Annotated in this window: 14 protein-coding genes; 10 read left to right on the top strand and 4 right to left on the bottom strand. The window is 27.6% G+C overall.

What is annotated here, in order from left to right:
* The 3 genes from Q0617_RS09855 to mrdA all read left to right on the top strand — a co-directional run.
* Positions 1 to 856, top strand: an 856-nt coding sequence (locus tag Q0617_RS09855) for a flagellar hook-length control protein FliK (RefSeq protein ID WP_298753009.1), incomplete at its 5' end; no start/stop codon positions are given.
* A gap of 1 nt (position 857) precedes the next feature.
* The gene (locus Q0617_RS09860) at positions 858 to 1,136 is read left to right on the top strand and encodes an EscU/YscU/HrcU family type III secretion system export apparatus switch protein (RefSeq protein ID WP_298753010.1); all 279 of its coding nucleotides are present in this window, start codon (positions 858 to 860) and stop codon (positions 1,134 to 1,136) included.
* A 498-nt stretch (positions 1,137 to 1,634) separates the two neighbouring features.
* A complete protein-coding gene (gene mrdA / locus Q0617_RS09865) occupies positions 1,635 to 3,413 on the top strand; it encodes a penicillin-binding protein 2 (protein ID WP_298753011.1) in 1,779 nt (592 codons plus the stop codon).
* A 7-nt stretch (positions 3,414 to 3,420) separates the two neighbouring features.
* Here the strand turns inward: mrdA and Q0617_RS09870 are convergent, their stop codons facing one another.
* The 3 genes from Q0617_RS09870 to Q0617_RS09880 form a co-directional block, all read right to left on the bottom strand.
* Positions 3,421 to 4,677, bottom strand: a complete 1,257-nt coding sequence (locus tag Q0617_RS09870) for a methyl-accepting chemotaxis protein (protein WP_298753012.1) — start codon at positions 4,675 to 4,677, stop codon at positions 3,421 to 3,423.
* Positions 4,678 to 4,692: 15 nt separating this feature from the next.
* Complete coding sequence (locus tag Q0617_RS09875; RefSeq protein WP_298753013.1) at positions 4,693 to 5,076, bottom strand: PAS domain-containing protein; 384 nt, start codon at positions 5,074 to 5,076, stop codon at positions 4,693 to 4,695.
* A 135-nt stretch (positions 5,077 to 5,211) separates the two neighbouring features.
* On the bottom strand, positions 5,212 to 5,958 hold the full coding sequence (locus tag Q0617_RS09880) for a transporter substrate-binding domain-containing protein (protein WP_298753014.1): 747 nt from the start codon (positions 5,956 to 5,958) through the stop codon (positions 5,212 to 5,214).
* A gap of 141 nt (positions 5,959 to 6,099) precedes the next feature.
* Between Q0617_RS09880 and fliP the strand changes: the two genes are divergently transcribed.
* The 5 genes from fliP to Q0617_RS09905 all read left to right on the top strand — a co-directional run bounded on the left by fliP (position 6,100) and on the right by Q0617_RS09905 (position 12,357).
* Entirely contained in the window at positions 6,100 to 6,828 is a 729-nt protein-coding gene (gene fliP / locus Q0617_RS09885) for a flagellar type III secretion system pore protein FliP (RefSeq protein WP_298753015.1), read from the top strand.
* Positions 6,829 to 7,027: 199 nt separating this feature from the next.
* Entirely contained in the window at positions 7,028 to 8,377 is a 1,350-nt protein-coding gene (locus Q0617_RS09890; RefSeq protein WP_298753017.1) for a TolC family protein, read from the top strand.
* A gap of 1 nt (position 8,378) precedes the next feature.
* The gene (locus Q0617_RS09895) at positions 8,379 to 9,143 is read left to right on the top strand and encodes an efflux RND transporter periplasmic adaptor subunit (RefSeq protein ID WP_298753019.1); all 765 of its coding nucleotides are present in this window, start codon (positions 8,379 to 8,381) and stop codon (positions 9,141 to 9,143) included.
* The gene (locus Q0617_RS09900; protein WP_298753021.1) at positions 9,140 to 10,684 is read left to right on the top strand and encodes an efflux RND transporter permease subunit; all 1,545 of its coding nucleotides are present in this window, start codon (positions 9,140 to 9,142) and stop codon (positions 10,682 to 10,684) included. The genes Q0617_RS09895 and Q0617_RS09900 overlap by 4 nt, the downstream gene beginning before the upstream one ends.
* A gap of 8 nt (positions 10,685 to 10,692) precedes the next feature.
* On the top strand, positions 10,693 to 12,357 hold the full coding sequence (locus tag Q0617_RS09905; RefSeq protein ID WP_298753022.1) for an efflux RND transporter permease subunit: 1,665 nt from the start codon (positions 10,693 to 10,695) through the stop codon (positions 12,355 to 12,357).
* Positions 12,358 to 12,361: 4 nt separating this feature from the next.
* Here Q0617_RS09905 and Q0617_RS09910 read toward each other — a convergent pair whose 3' ends face one another.
* Entirely contained in the window at positions 12,362 to 12,823 is a 462-nt protein-coding gene (locus tag Q0617_RS09910) for a cyclic nucleotide-binding domain-containing protein (RefSeq protein WP_298753023.1), read from the bottom strand.
* 200 nt (positions 12,824 to 13,023) lie between these two features.
* On the opposite strand from Q0617_RS09910, the gene Q0617_RS09915 reads away from it, so the two are divergent.
* Together Q0617_RS09915 and Q0617_RS09920 are read left to right on the top strand one after the other, a co-directional pair.
* On the top strand, positions 13,024 to 14,337 hold the full coding sequence (locus Q0617_RS09915) for a tetratricopeptide repeat protein (RefSeq protein ID WP_298753025.1): 1,314 nt from the start codon (positions 13,024 to 13,026) through the stop codon (positions 14,335 to 14,337).
* Positions 14,338 to 14,346: 9 nt separating this feature from the next.
* Positions 14,347 to 15,768 carry a FecR family protein gene (locus Q0617_RS09920; protein WP_298753026.1) on the top strand — a complete coding sequence of 474 codons (1,422 nt, stop codon included), beginning with the start codon at positions 14,347 to 14,349 and terminating at the stop codon, positions 15,766 to 15,768.
* Positions 15,769 to 15,771: the final 3 nt, after the last annotated feature.

A 15,771-nucleotide genomic window follows, 5' to 3' on the forward strand; every position in this document is an offset into this window, starting at 1 on the left:
AACACAAACTCCACAAAAAGCAGAAGTGGCACAAAATAATGCTCAAGTTACACAAGAAAGAGTTCAAACACAATCTACATCTCAACTTTTACAAATGAGAGTAGACCTTAAAACAGAAAATCAAACACAAACTCTCACAAAAGAGACTATAAATAATAATGAAACATTAAAACAAATAGATAAACTATTAAGCCAACTTAAAAATCTTGATACTTCAAAAGCAAAAGAGTCCTCGCTAAAAGCTCCTGTTACTCAAGATGTTAAAACAGCAATTCAACCAAATATGCAAGCAATAAGAAGTGATTCTCCTATATTTAATGATATTAAAACTCTTTTATCAAAAGTACAAACTCAAATCAAAACCCAAATTGGTAGCCAAGCACAAGAAGAACTCAAAGCATTAAGCTCTAAAGAGAGTGATCCAGCTGAGACATTAAAACAAGTTGATAAACTTTTAACACAAATAGATTATCATCAACTATATTCAATAGCAAATTCATCAAATAATGTTTATATCCCTTTTTTATGGGACTTACTTGAAGATGGTTCTATTGATATAAAAAAAATTGATGAAGAGAAGTTTTATTGTTTGATTGATTTAACCCTTAAAGATTTAGGAAAAATAAATCTGCATCTTTATTTATATGAAGATGATAAGTTAGATATCTCTATTTTTGTAGAAAAAGATGATACAAAACAACTTATTAGACAAAAGGCCACTGCTTTAAAACGTGAATTAAATGGTACTGCTATAAGCGTAATTGGACTAAATGTATATACATTAAAAGAGGATAGTAAAGAAAATATTTATACTCAAAATGATAATTTTGATTTTGGTGTAAATATCAAGGTTTAACATGGATAATGATAAAAAAATATTAAAAGCAGCAGCACTAAAATATAAAATGAATGAAGATAATGCTCCAACAATGGTGGCAAAAGGTAGTGGGGAACTAGCTTCAAATATAATTAAAATAGCAAAAGAGAACAACATACCTATAAAAAAAGATGAAGATTTAGTTGAGCTCTTAACAAAATTGGATATAAACCAACAAATTCCTAATAATATGTATAAAGCTGTTGCCCAAGTTTTTGCCTTTATTTATGACTTATCAAAAAATAATCCAAAACAATGATATACGAGTATAAGACTATTTATAATATAATCTGCAAAAAAATAATAAGACTACTAACTTAATGAAAAATATACTACTACACAACCCTTATTTTATATTCTTTTTGGGAGTATTTACAATATTTGTAAATATCATCTCTTCTGTACATTTTTTCCCGATATTAATTGCAGGAGTTATTTTTTTAGCCTTTTTAAAGTCTATTAAATACAAATATTACTACTCTATGGTCTATTTGATAATAATATTTTTATTCATTGAGTACAATAGTGGCTTTTTACCTTTTACTTTTACTTTTTTATCACTATTTATTTATACTTTTATCTTACCAAACTTAAATAGAGTTATATCATTACACAATTTAAACAATTATATTTATATACTGACTTTTTATATTGGTGTTATTTTAATATGGGTGTTTTCAAATGATTTAAATTTTAGTTTAATAAGATATATTATATTAAATATTGTGATTGATTTCTTAATTTATGGACTATTCTTATGAAAAAACGGCTTAATTTAATTCTTATTCTTATTGGTGTTGTTTGTTTACTTTTAGTATATAGGCTCTACTACTTAAGTATAAAATCTAATACTTACTATGAAGAACTTTCAAAACAAAACTATATCAAAAAAGTTTATCAAGCTCCTTCAAGGGGGATTATAAAAGATAGAAATGATATTGCCCTTGCAATTAATGATTTAGGTTTTTCTTTAAGTATAAAACCACATTTAAGATCATATAAAAATAGACATATTTTAGATGAGTTAATCAATACTATAATCTTACATTTTCCAGATTTTGAAAAAGAGAAATTGATTAAAAAATATAATAAGCTAGACTCCCCATATAAACATGACTTTGTAAAGATTATTGAGTATATACCTTATGAAAAGTTTTTTGATAAATATACTGTATTTAACTCTTTAGATAATTTAAAAGTAGAATCAGCTGTAAAAAGAAACTATCCATATAAAAAAGTAGCTGCACATATACTTGGATATGTAGGAAAAGCTTCAAGAAGAGATATTGAAAATAATCATATCTCTAAATATAGTGGAATCATTGGAAAAAATGGTCTAGAAAAATATTACAACGATATCCTACAAGGGGAGCTTGGCTATAAAGAAGTAAAAGTAAATGCCTTAAATAAAGAGCTTGAAGTACTAAAAGAAAAAGAAGTTAAAATCAATAATAATATAAAAATAACTATTGATATAGAACTAGAAAAATATATTCATGATATTTTTAATGAAAAAGCAGGTGCTATTGTTGTTATGGATGTAAAAAACGGTGAAATATTAGCAGCTGCTTCTTTTCCTGAGTTTGATAATAATGTTTTTGTAAATGGTATCTCATATAAAGAGTGGGATGATTTACAAAATAATATTGATAAACCTTTTACAAATAAAATAACAAATGGGATGTATCCTCCAGGAAGTGTATGGAAAATGGGAGTTGCCTTAGCATTTCTAGAAAATGGTATAAACAAAAACTTCAAAGTAAATTGTACAGGAAGCCATGAATTTGCAAATAGAAAATTTAGATGCTGGAAAGAAGATGGTCATGGTACTGTTGACTTTAGAAAAGCTATAAGAGAGAGTTGTGATGATTTTTTTTATAAGGCAAGTCAAAAAATTGGTATAAATAAAATTAGTGAAACAATGAAAAAGTTTGGCTTAGGTCAAAAAACTGGAATAGACCAAATGTATGAATTCATAGGTATAAATCCGAATGAAGCTTGGAAAAGAAGAAGATATAATAGACCTTGGTTTACAGGAGAAACATTAATTTCATCTATAGGACAAGGGTCTGTTTTAGTAACTCCAATTCAAATAGCTAGATATACAGCATTTTTAGCAACTAAAAAACTTCCTACTCCTCATTTTTATAAAGATGCATATAAAGAGCCTGAAGAAGTAGATATAGATGATGAGAATTTAAAATTAATCCAAAGAGGTATGTATGATGTTGCAAACCATAAAAATGGTACTGCATATTGGCATTTAAGAGGTATTGATTCAAGAATTAAAATTGCAGCTAAGACAGGTACTGCACAAGTTGTAAGAATAGAACAAGATGTTAAGAAAAGAGCATTGGAGAGTGAACTAGAGTATTTAAAAAGATCACATGCTTGGTTAACAACTTATGGACCATATGAAGATCCACAATACTCTGTTACTATTTTAGTGGAGCATGGTGGACATGGTGGAAGTACAGCAGGACCAGCTGTTACAAAAATATATAATAAGTTAATAGAGTTAGGTTATATTAAATAACCTAATTTTAATCTATTCTTATTTTTGCTTCATTTTTACCTATGAACTCTTTTTGGTTTGCATTTACAACAACTTGTTTAGAAATTTTATCAGTTAGTGTTGCTGCATCTTGGGTTTGAGATGCAATATTTGCATTTTCTTGAGTTTGTTTATCTAAAGCATTTACGGCATCATTAATTTGTTCAATCCCTAAAAGTTGCTCTTTTGATGCAGAATCAATATCACCAATAAACTCTATAGTATAATTAACGTTTTCATTTAGCTTCTTATATCCCTCTATCATCTCATCTGCAATATTTTTTCCATGGTTTGCTTTTGCAGTAGCACTTTCAACTAAGTTTTTAATCTCTTTTGCCGCATCTGCACTTCTGTTAGCTAAATTTCTAACTTCTTGAGCAACAACTGCAAAACCTTTACCAGCTTCTCCTGCAGTAGCAGCTTCAACTGCTGCATTAAGTGATAAAATGTTTGTTTGAAATGCTATTTGGTCAATTACAGTAATTGCTTCATTTATCGAAGTAACTTGTGTATTTATATCATCCATTGCAATTGTTGTTTGATTAGCTAAGTTTTCTCCATCTTTAACAGAATCTGTAACATTGGCAGAGAATTGTGCCATTTTAGCAATTGTTTCTGTGTTATTTCTGATATTACCTGTAATCTCTTCAATTGCAGCAGCAGTCTCTTCTAAACTTGCAGCAGCACTATTTGAACTTTGATTTAGTTTTTCAACATATTCAAGTAATTGGTCAGAAGTATAATCTAAAGTTAAACCATTTGTTTTATTTTCAAAAAGTATATTAGAAATCAAATCAGTAACATTATTTAATGCATTTGTTAATTTTGCATCTTCTCCCTCTATTTTATCTCTAAAATCTAATTTTGCATATTTATCAAGTACATGAACAATTTTATGAGTATCTGAGCCCATAATAGAATTTAAATTATCAACAAGATTATTAACTGTTTTTGCAATATAGTTTAACTTTTTATTTGATGTATTTGTACAATAAATTTTATCTTCAATAAACCCATCAGATAACTTTTCAGCAATCAACATTAATTCACCATAAATTATAAGCTCATCTTGATTTTTCGTACTTAGCTTATCATTTATTGAAGATATTTTTTCTACTATTTTTTGATTAAAACCTTTTCCTTTAAAATCTATCTTTGGAAGAGAATTTATGTCACCATCTATAAACTTTTCGATATTATCAAGGGTCTCTATTATTCTATTTTCACTTGGGTCACTAAAAAACATATTATCTATCCTCTTCTAATCTAAAGTTTTATATAAAGAAATAGCATTTTCTATCTCTTTATCTGTAGGTTTTACTCTTACTGAAATATATCGTAATACACCATTACTATTTTTAGAAGGATATGCTGTAGCATTTACCCAATAATATCCACCATCTTTTGTCTTGTTTTTTACTATTCCATTCCAGATATTCCCTGATTGGATTGTTTTCCATAGATCTTCAAATGCAGCCTTTGGCATATCTGGATGTCTTACATAATTATGAGGTTTACCTATCAACTCCTCTTTTGAATAGCCAGCAATTTTACAAAAATCTGAATTTGCATATTGTATGATTCCTTTAGCATCAGTCTCTGATACAATCATTGTATCTGCTGATAATTTCACCTCTTCTGACAATACAAGCTCCTTATTTAGTATGGATTCTTAGGTAAAAAAAAATATCTTTTATTATAATAGTTACTTAAGTTTGTGTTTACTAAATCTTATCTAAATAAAATACATTTTTTTCTTAAAAAATTAATTATTTTATTATTAAAACCATTTTTTATATATATTTTCATAGGTTTTATCATTTGATATCTTTTCAAATAAAGAATTAATTGTCTTTTTTAAATCTACATTATCAGATTTCAAAGCAATTGCATACTTATTAGTACTAATTACATCATCTAAAATCTTGAACTTCCCATCATGCAATTTCATCTGTGCTTTTGCCCAAGAAGAATCAGCAGTTACTGCATCAATATTATTGTGTGTTAAGGCACTAATTAACTGAGGATACTGAGTAAATGATATACTTGTAACATCTGGCTGAATTTTTAAAAAATTCTCCAAATGAGTTGATCCTTTTATGGCTCCTACATATTTACCTTTTAAATCGGAAAAACTGTTTATCTTTTCTTTATTATTGACTAAAACAATTTGTTCGTCAAAAAAATATGGTTTAGAAAAAGACATACCACTATTTTGATTCTCTTGAGGAATCATACCAGCCAACAAAATATCAATTTTGTCATCTAATAACATTTTCTCTTTATTTTTAGAGCTAACTTCAATAAACTTTACTCTTATATTAAGTCTATCCATCATACTTTTTATTAAGTCTATTTCAAAACCATCAATTTTTCCCTCTTCATTAATAAAAGCAAAAGGTTTATATTCAAATTTTACACCAACTCGAATATATTCATCAAGAATAATTTTTTCTAAACTTTTTGAAAATAAAAATTGTGTAAATAATAAAAAAATAATAATAAACTTCATTATATAACTATGCATGAATCATTCCTTTTAATTGTGATTAAAAACAGAATATCTTTAAAATAATTTAATAGATTATAATATACTTTTGCTAAATTATCTTTAGAGTTTAAACTTTTTTTAGTTATCATTCTTTTTTACAATTTTTAAGGATACTATTTGAGAATCATATTAGCGCTTATTATATTTTCTATTTCACTTTTTGCAGCTGATGACTTACCAGTAATAAACCTCTCCATTGCAGCTATTGATCAACCTGCACAATTTGTAAAAACAATTAATATAGCCATTATACTTATTATATTAGCCCTTGCTCCTACACTACTTCTTATGGTAACTAGCTTCACAAGACTTATAATAGTATTATCACTATTAAGACAAGCAATGGGTTTACAACAAGCCCCACCAAACCAGATAGTTATTTCTCTAGCATTGATTTTAACAATTTTTATTATGGAACCATATGCAAGGGTCGCTTATAACGAGGGTGTTAAACCTTATATGGAAGAAAAAATCGGATATGAAGAGGGCTTTCAAAAAAGTATAAAACCTTTTAAAGAGTTTATGATAAAAAATACAAGAGAGTCAGATATCGCACTTTTTTACCGTATTAAAAAAGAGGAAAATCCTAAAAATATAGATGATGTTTCTCTTACTCTTCTAATGCCAGCTTTTATTGTGAGTGAGCTAAGAACTGCCTTTGAAATAGGCTTTTTAATATTTTTACCTTTTTTAGTTATTGATATTATTGTAGCCTCTATTCTTATGAGTTTAGGTATGATGATGTTACCTCCTGTAATGATATCCTTACCTATCAAAGTTATCTTCTTTATTATCATCGATGGTTGGCAATTAATCATCGGAAATCTCGCACAATCCTTTAAATAAATTTTTAATTATAAAATGGAATTATAATAATTCCATTTTTTACAAAATTATAGTTATTAGTTTTTCTTTATAAAGCACTATATCAAAGTCTTTAAAGGTATATTTACCCCACATATTGATATAAGAAAAACTAATAAAACAATTTTACATTATTTTAATTATTATCCCTATATAATAAGCTTTTAAAATAAGGTTGTAAATGCAAAATATATTAATACTTTTACTTATCACTTCTATTTGTACTTTTTCAAAAGAGATTAGTTTTGATGAGGCATTAGATTTACTACTTAAAAATAATAAAGAATTAAAATCAAAAAAACTAGACATAAAACAATCCCATGCCATATTAGATGAAATATCTGCAAATAATTATGGAGCATTAAATTTCAAAGAGACTTATATGAACACAAATCATGCAGGGTATGTTTTTAGTTCAAAACTTGCTTCTAGAAAAGCTACCTTTGCTGATTTTGGATTGGGTTCATACTCAGGTGCTTCTTCTTTAAATACTGCACCCCATGATTTAAACTATCCAAAATCAATAGAAAACTATGAGACAAAACTTACATATGACATCCCCCTATTCTCTGGTTTTGAGTTATCAAATGCAAAAGATATAGCAAACTTACAAATCCAAGCAAACAAAGTTAAATATGAATATGATGAAAAACTATTAACACTTGAACTTTTAAGAGCATATAATGCCTGTGTAGCTTCAAAAGAGTATGTAAATGCAGTAAAAAAAACAAAAAAAGCAACAGCATCTTTTGTAAACTTTGCAAATGAGATGTATAAAGAGGGCTTAGTTACTAAAATAGATTTAAATCAGGCACAAGTTGAAGATTTGAATACTAACTCAAAACTAAAAGAGGCAGAAAATAGAGTTCTACTTTCACACTCATATTTAAGTTTTTTAATTGGTGTTGAAATTAATGAAGTCAAAAATTTCGAAGATGTTAACGTTAGTGAAATAAACTTAGAACTCATACAAGAAGAAGCAATAAACAAAAGAGAAGATTTTAAATATATAGATTTAAACTCTCAATCATTAAAAAAAGATATCAAAATAAAACAGTCAGACTATTTTCCAAAAATTGGTGCACATATTGAGTATGGATATAGCAATGATAAACTTAAAGACTTCAACAACACACAAGATTTTTATATGGCAACTGTTGGATTAAATATGAAAATATTTGATATGACAAGGGAAGCTAAAATAGAACAAAGTAGAATCAAGTACAACAAACTTATGCTTCAAAAAGAGCAATTTAAAGATGCTATAAAACTAGAAGTAAAAGAGAACTATTTAAACTACTTATCGCAAAAAGAGATTTTAAGTGAAAAAATCAAAGCACAAACTTTAGCTGAAGATATTTTACTAAAATCAGAAGAGATGTATAAAAATAAACTAATCAAAATGACGGACCTTTTAATACAGCAAGCCTCACTACAAAAAGCAAGAGCAGAAACTATTATGTCTAAGTTTGAACTTACATTTACAAAAGCAAAATTAAAACTATCAATAGGTAAATCATTAAAGGAATAATATGAACAAATTTGTACTTTTTTTAACAATATTTATAATCACATCAATTCAAGCTAGAGAGTTAAACTTAAGTGCCTCTGTTATTTCTGACAATGAAAAGATAATATCAAGCAGAAATATGGGGTACATAAAAAGTATAAAAGTAAACGAAGGGGATAAAGTAAAAAAAGGTGCCCTACTTTATGAGATAGATTCTATTGAAATTGATAATAAAAAAGAACAAGCCTTATTGAATATTGATATTCATAAAAATCAATACGACAATGTCAAACTAAATTATGAAAGATATAAAAGACTCTATGAAAAGGCTTTAGTTTCAAAGTTTGATTTAGAGCAATTAGAACTAAAATATAACACTATTTCAAACTCTTTAAAAATAGCAAATTCAAAATTAAAAGAGCTAAAAAATCAATATAAATACTTAAAAGTAAAAGCTCCAAATGATGGACTAATAATCAAAAAGTCAATTAAAGTGGGTGAGATGGCAATGCCAGGGATACCAGCAATTATTATCTCTGATTTGTCAAATCTTAAAATAGTTACACAGATAAATGAAGCAGATTTAAAATATATAAATCTAAATGATGAAGTTGATGTATTTATTGACTCTTTGGATTATAAAACAAAAGGAAAAATAATATCAATAATACCAAGTGCTAATCCTATGACACATAGTTTTACTCTTAAAATCTCATTTGAAAGTAATGAAAAAATTCTTCCTGGTATGTATGCTAATGTTTTAGTTTCAATTAAAGAGCAACTATGAATGAAGAGTTTAAATTAGATAAGCCTAATATTGCTGGCAATTTAGCAAGAACATTTATAAATCATCCTCTTACGATGATTATAGGCATTGCTATTTTGCTTTTGGGGTATTTTGCTTTAGTGTTTACACCAAGGGAAGAAAATCCTCAAATAAAAGTATCAGGGGGAGCAGTAATTGTTGCTATGCCTGGTGCCAAAGCAGATGAAATACAACAAGTCATTATAGATCCACTTGAAAAAAAAATAAAAGAGATAAAAGGTGTAGAAGATATCTATTCATATGCAAAAGATTCTGTGGGAATTGTACAAGTTAGATATTTAATAGGAGAAGATAAAGAGGAATCTAACTTAAAACTTTATGACCAAGTAATGAGAAATATGGATTTGATGCCAAAAGGTGCTATGCAACCTATTATAAAGACTATGGATATAGATACAGATATTCCAATAGCTACTATTGCCTTTTATGCAAAAGATAAAAACATCTCTCAAACAGAACTTTTTTCTAAAATAAATAAACTAGCAAAAGAGATAAATAGTTTAGAAAATGTAGCGCTTGTTGACTTAAAAGGTGAGAAAAAAGAGCAATACAATATCCTAATTGATGCAAATAGATTAAGTGCATATGGCTTATCTCTAGGGCAAGTTACAGAGGCTATTAAGGGTCTATCCTATGAAACACCAGACATCAAAGGAAGAACAACTTCAGGAAAGCTTTTAATATTTGGAATTAAAAGTGCCATAGAAGATGTTGATAATTTAAAAAATATAATTATTACTTCTAAATATGGCTCACCTATTTATTTAAGTAGTATTGCAAATATAAAAAGAAGCTATGATATTCAAAATACAAAAGAGGCATTTATATATACAAAAGATCTAGAGCTAAAAGAGCAAATAACCTTATCTGTTTCTAAACTTAAAGGTGCAAATTCAGTTACTATAAATGAAAATATTTTTAGCTACTTAGATAACATAAAAAATCAGCTAGAAAAAGAGCATATAGGCTATGTTATTACAAGAGATGATGGATTTACAGCAAATAATGCTGTAAATTCACTTATTATGAACTTAGTTATTTCTATAGTTATTATATTTTTCCTACTTGTGTTTTCACTAGGACTAAAAGAAGCAATAATAGTATCTATTATGGTTCCTATGATTCTGGCTCTTACACTTTTTGTAGGCTATATCTTAAATGAAACTATCAATCGTATAACACTATTTGCTCTTTTAGTATCCCTAGGTATGTTAGTTGATGCTGCCATAATTGTAATAGAAAATATCCATAGACACAGAAGCATGCAAAAAAACAAAAACAAATCCTTGGAACAAGTAGCAATTGAAGCTACAAATGAGATAGGAAATCCTACAAACATAGCAACAATAGCCATTATCATGACTTTTATACCTATGTTTTTCGTAGGTGGTATGATGGGTCAATTTATGCACCCTCTTCCGGTATTTGTGCCAATATCACTATTTATGTCTTTGTTTATAGCATATATTTTCACACCATATTTAGTTAAGAAATTTTTGTAGGATAGTAGATGAAAAAATTTAACTTAGAAGAATTTATTTATAATATCTTAGAAGATAAGAAAAAGTCACGATTAGTTTATCTCATAACTTTAATCTTATTTCTAATAAGTATTGCTACTTTTCCTACTGAAATTGTAAAAGCAAAAATGCTTCCAGGAAAAGATTCAGATACTTTTTCTATATATGTTGATTTAAAAGATGGCTCTTCAAAATCACAAACTAAAGAAGTAACAACATGCATAATAAATGAACTAAAAAATATAGACCTAATAACCTCAATATCTGTATTTTTAGGAGAGGGTCAGCCCCTTGATTTTGCAGGAATGGTAAAAGGAAGTGCCTTAAAAAACCAAGAAAATCAAGCGGAAATAATGGTAAATATTAAAAAAGCTTCTTTTAGAGATATTCACTCTTATAATTTGGTAAGTAATTTACGAGATGGTATTCAAAAACAGTGTTCTGTTTATAATGCAAATATCAAATTCATAGAACTTCCAGCAGGACCTCCTGTGTTAGCTTCAATAGTTGCAGAGATTTATGGGGGAAGTAGTTTTGATGCAAGACGTGAATTTGCACTTAAAATTGAAAAAATATTAAAAAATCAAAAAACTTTAGTAGATATAGATACCTTAGCTACAAAACCATTTTATAAATACTCTTTAGTTCTTGACTCCACAAAAGTTATAAAAAGTGGTGTTAGTCTATCACAAGTGAAAAACATACTCTATCTTGCCTTTGAAGGTATGGAAATAGGATATGTAAATGAAGCTAAAGCAGAAAACCAAATACCTATATTTTTAAGACTTGATGATAGTAGGCTTTTAGAAAAAAGTTCAAAAGATGAACTAAAAAGTAAACTATCAACACTAAAAGTAATAAATCAAAGAGGTGATTTAGTATCTATATCAGAGTTTGTAAAAATTGAAAAAACCTTACAAGAACCAATAATTACCTCAAAAAATTTAGAAAAAATGATTAATGTAATTGCAGAGACAAATAAAGAGAGTCAAATCTACCCTCTACTTGATGCTAGAAATGAGATGATAGAGACATTGGCCAATGAGTATATAATTACAAAAACAAATATGCTAAATCTAGAGTTTAAAGATAAAAAAACAAATGAGACATTTAAACTTATATGGGAAGGTGAATTAAAAGTTACTATTGATACTTTTATAGACTTAGGTGGAGCATTTATCATTGCACTTGTTTTGATATTTTTCTTAATGGTTATTTATTATAAAAGTTTTTCTCTATCAGGTGGAATAGTATTATCAAGTTTTATATCTATTATAGGAGTTATTTTTGCACACTTTATTATGGATATATTTACAAGTGATACCTTTTATTTAACAGCAACTTCACTTATTGGATTTATTGGACTTATAGGAATAAACTCAAGAAACTCAACACTTATCATAGATTTTTCAAAGCAATTAATAGTTGAAGAGAAGATGGAAATAAATAAAGCCATAGCACAAGCAACAGCTACTAGATCAAAACCTATTATTTTAACAGTTCTAACAATGGTCTTTGCATCTTCACTTTTAGCTACTGATGCTGTTTTTGGAGGACTTGGTGTGGCACTTATTGGGGGAACACTTATATCTTATGTGGTATCTATGTTTTTTGTACCAGTAATAATTAAGAACTCTATAAAAGATATTTTATAGGGTTTTAACTCATCTCATTCATTGCAACAATTTTTTTAGATAGTTCATCTATTATATTTTTATAAAATAATGCTTTACCTGAATCTTGAGTTACTTTTAGATTAAAGATAATAACCAAAGCACCATCATTTGATGTTTTTACTGTAGTACTTCTTGGTTTATTGGTAACTGCTCTCATCTCACCAAAAAGAGTTTGTCTTTCAATAGTTGTTATTTTTTTTTCTCTATTAGTATGTTCATCTTTTTTTAAAATATCTAAACTACCCGAAAGTAAGTAATATATATCTTTATTTAAAATGCCACCCTCTTCAAATATTATTTCATTTGGCTTAAACTGTACTATCCTAACATTTTCAATAAACTCTACAATATTTTGATTACTTAAGCCTGAGAAAAAAGGTATACGACTCTTTAATAAAAGTAATTTATCCATTGCAGTAGGTGTTTTCTTTTGGGGTGAATCCATATTAATTCCTGATAAATTGAATAGTTTCTTAATTATACTTAATTTTATCTTGAAAAAATCATTTTTACTATTATTTAACTACATAAAAGTTCTAATTAATTATTTTAATTATTTTTTAATTATTTATGATAAAAATCATAAATATAAGTAAAGCTAATATTAACTATAATAAGTCACTTTTACTAACTAATGAGGACTAAATGATTAAAAAAATATTACTTTCAACATCAATTATTACAAGCCTTTTATTGGCAAATGAAACATTTACCTCTTATGATCAAGCAATTAAATTATTCAAAGAGAAGAACTATAAAGATGCCTATGAGATATTTCATTCTCTTTCAAAGAGTGATTTAGGAAATCAAACTCTAAATTTTTATCTTGGAAGAAGTGCTTATGAACAAGGTGAATATGATTTAGCTATCAGTTATTATGAAAGAATTCTTTTTGTTGAACCAAATAATTCACGAGTTAAAGTTGAAGTAGCACAAAGTAATCTTATGCTAAAAAACTATGCACAAGCTATAAAAGACTTTAACACTGTTTTAGTAAATGCAAATACTCCAGCAGATGTAAGAAAGAGTATTGAAGCAAGACTAGCTTACATAAAACGAACTATGCAAAAACACTTTATAAACGGGGCTTTAGTATTTGATTTGAGCTATGATTCAAATGCAAATAACTCTGCAACACCAGGTGATTATTCAGTCTTTACACCACAATTAGGAACAGTGACTTTATCAAATAGTGCAAAAGAAGAGTCTGATTATACTTATGATGCGATTGCTATTATAAACCACGTTTACAAATATGATGAAGAGTTCTCTTTAAATAATAACCTTGTCATTTATACTCAAGATTACGATACAAAAAAAGATAGTAATATTGATGTTATATCTTTCTCTTCTACTCCAACTTTTTATAAGGGAGCAAATAAATATAGTACTGGAATAGGAATGGATTATGTAAGATATAATGACAAAGCTTATTTAAAAAGCTATAATCTAATCCTTTCAAATTCTCATATCTTTACTCAAACAACTTTAAATGATATTACTCTTAAAATAAGTAAAAAACTTTTTGACCAAGAAACAGATAAAGAAAAAAATGCCTATGCATTTAATTTTATTGATGCTTTAAAATATAAAACAGAAAATTATGGACTTTTTACTTTAAATACTTCATATATTAAAGAGTTAGAAATATATGAACAAAGAACAGATGTAAGTAAAGAAACATATGAACTAAGCTTAGAAAATAGTTTAGCTCTTCCATATAAACTTAATCTAACTACAACACTTGGTAGTAAAAAAGTAATTTATACAGACACAGATGTTAACTTCTTATCAAGAAGAGTTGACAAGATAAACACTTTTGCTTTAGGTATTACAAGACCATTAAGAAAAAACTTAATATTTGCACTAAAGGGAACAGCTACAAACAATATATCAAATCAAGCGCCTTTTGACTATAAAAAACATGTTATAAAATCTTCATTGATTTATACATTCTAAGGATTTAACATGAAAAAAATACTATTATTACTTTTTATTCTAACAAATTTCTTATTTGCTAGTGTAGGACAAATAACAGCCTTAGTTGGTGATGTTAAAATCTCTAGAGATTCTAATACTATCTTAGCAAAGCTTGGAGAAAAGCTAGAAAAAAATGATGTAATAAACTCTGCTAAAGCTTCTAAAGCTCAAGTTACACTTGATGATAACACTATTATTACTATTGGACAAAATTCAACTTTAAATATCTTTGATTATGCCTATGATGAAACTAAACCAAATGATTCTAAAGCAGACATAGGTTTTATGAAAGGTTCATTTAAATCTATTACTGGGAAAATTGGAAAGATAAATAAAGAGAGATTTAAACTGAAAACAAAATCTGCTTCTATTGGTATTAGGGGAACTACTATTATTGGTAATCAAAGAATTATTGCTTGTACTGATGGAGCTATTAGTGTTACTGCTAATGGAGTTACGGTAAACGTTGAAAAACAAGAGCTTACTAGAACTCCACAAGGAGAAGCTCCAACTCCTCCTGAACCTTTAAAACAAGATACTTTAGATAATATAGAACAACAAGATGGTGGAGGAAATAATGACAATACTCCTCCTGAAGCGCCGAAGGTTATAGATGATGCTCCACCTAGTAATCCTCCAAAACCAGATATTCCTACTACTTCTCCTATTAAAAAAGAGCATTCTACTTTATCTAATTTTAGTACTCTAGGATATGTAAATACAATAATTTACGATAGTAATGAAGATTTTGAATCATTTAAAAATGGTGAGATCGGAATGAATGATTTTGATAGCTCTTCAACTTCTATAACGAGTAGTTCTTTAAAAATGAAGATTTTTGATAATGATATTACTAATGCAACACTAAGTAATGAAGATTATTTTTATGATCAGCTTACTGATAGTAATTATTTAGTATGGGGAGAATGGTCAAAGAATGGAAATAGTGGAGGATGGATTGCAGGAACAAAAACTGCAAAAAGTATTGTAGATAGCGTAATTAATGGGTTAAATGATACAGTAAATTTTTATGGTAACGTTATACATGGAAATATATATGATGGCACACATAAGTACTCAATACTTAATTCAAGTGAAGTAGATTTTGCATTTGATTTTGGTGGAGGAAGTGGCTCTTTTACAGGAAGTATGAACTTAATATATACTAATAATTCTCAACAAACTATTACTTATGGCATAGATATTGGAAATAATGGAGTAGTAAATTCATCAGGTTTCTCTTCATCTGATTTAACTCATAATTCTAACAGTATAACTGGAAATGTAAATGGTTCATTTTATGGAGAAGGTTCTATAAAAGCTATAGGTGGAAAATTTGACTTTGAAGATGGTGTAATAAAAGGAAGTGGTTTATTTAAAGCTATAGAAGGTACTCGACCTCCACCATAACAA

This window comes from uncultured Arcobacter sp. (assembly GCF_937982575.1).
Lineage (GTDB): Bacteria > Campylobacterota > Campylobacteria > Campylobacterales > Arcobacteraceae > Arcobacter.

Bases quoted from the DNA above. Each gene is read 5' to 3' on its own strand.
- Q0617_RS09860 (WP_298753010.1), top strand. From the start codon at position 858: ATGGATAATGATAAAAAAATATTAAAAGCAGCAGCACTAAAATATAAA.
- mrdA (WP_298753011.1), top strand. From the start codon at position 1,635: ATGAAAAAACGGCTTAATTTAATTCTTATTCTTATTGGTGTTGTTTGT.
- Q0617_RS09870 (WP_298753012.1), bottom strand. From the start codon at position 4,677: ATGTTTTTTAGTGACCCAAGTGAAAATAGAATAATAGAGACCCTTGAT.
- Q0617_RS09880 (WP_298753014.1), bottom strand. From the start codon at position 5,958: ATGCATAGTTATATAATGAAGTTTATTATTATTTTTTTATTATTTACA.
- Q0617_RS09890 (WP_298753017.1), top strand. From the start codon at position 7,028: ATGCAAAATATATTAATACTTTTACTTATCACTTCTATTTGTACTTTT.
- Q0617_RS09895 (WP_298753019.1), top strand. From the start codon at position 8,379: ATGAACAAATTTGTACTTTTTTTAACAATATTTATAATCACATCAATT.
- Q0617_RS09900 (WP_298753021.1), top strand. From the start codon at position 9,140: ATGAATGAAGAGTTTAAATTAGATAAGCCTAATATTGCTGGCAATTTA.
- Q0617_RS09905 (WP_298753022.1), top strand. From the start codon at position 10,693: ATGAAAAAATTTAACTTAGAAGAATTTATTTATAATATCTTAGAAGAT.
- Q0617_RS09910 (WP_298753023.1), bottom strand. From the start codon at position 12,823: ATGGATTCACCCCAAAAGAAAACACCTACTGCAATGGATAAATTACTT.
- Q0617_RS09915 (WP_298753025.1), top strand. From the start codon at position 13,024: ATGATTAAAAAAATATTACTTTCAACATCAATTATTACAAGCCTTTTA.
- Q0617_RS09920 (WP_298753026.1), top strand. From the start codon at position 14,347: ATGAAAAAAATACTATTATTACTTTTTATTCTAACAAATTTCTTATTT.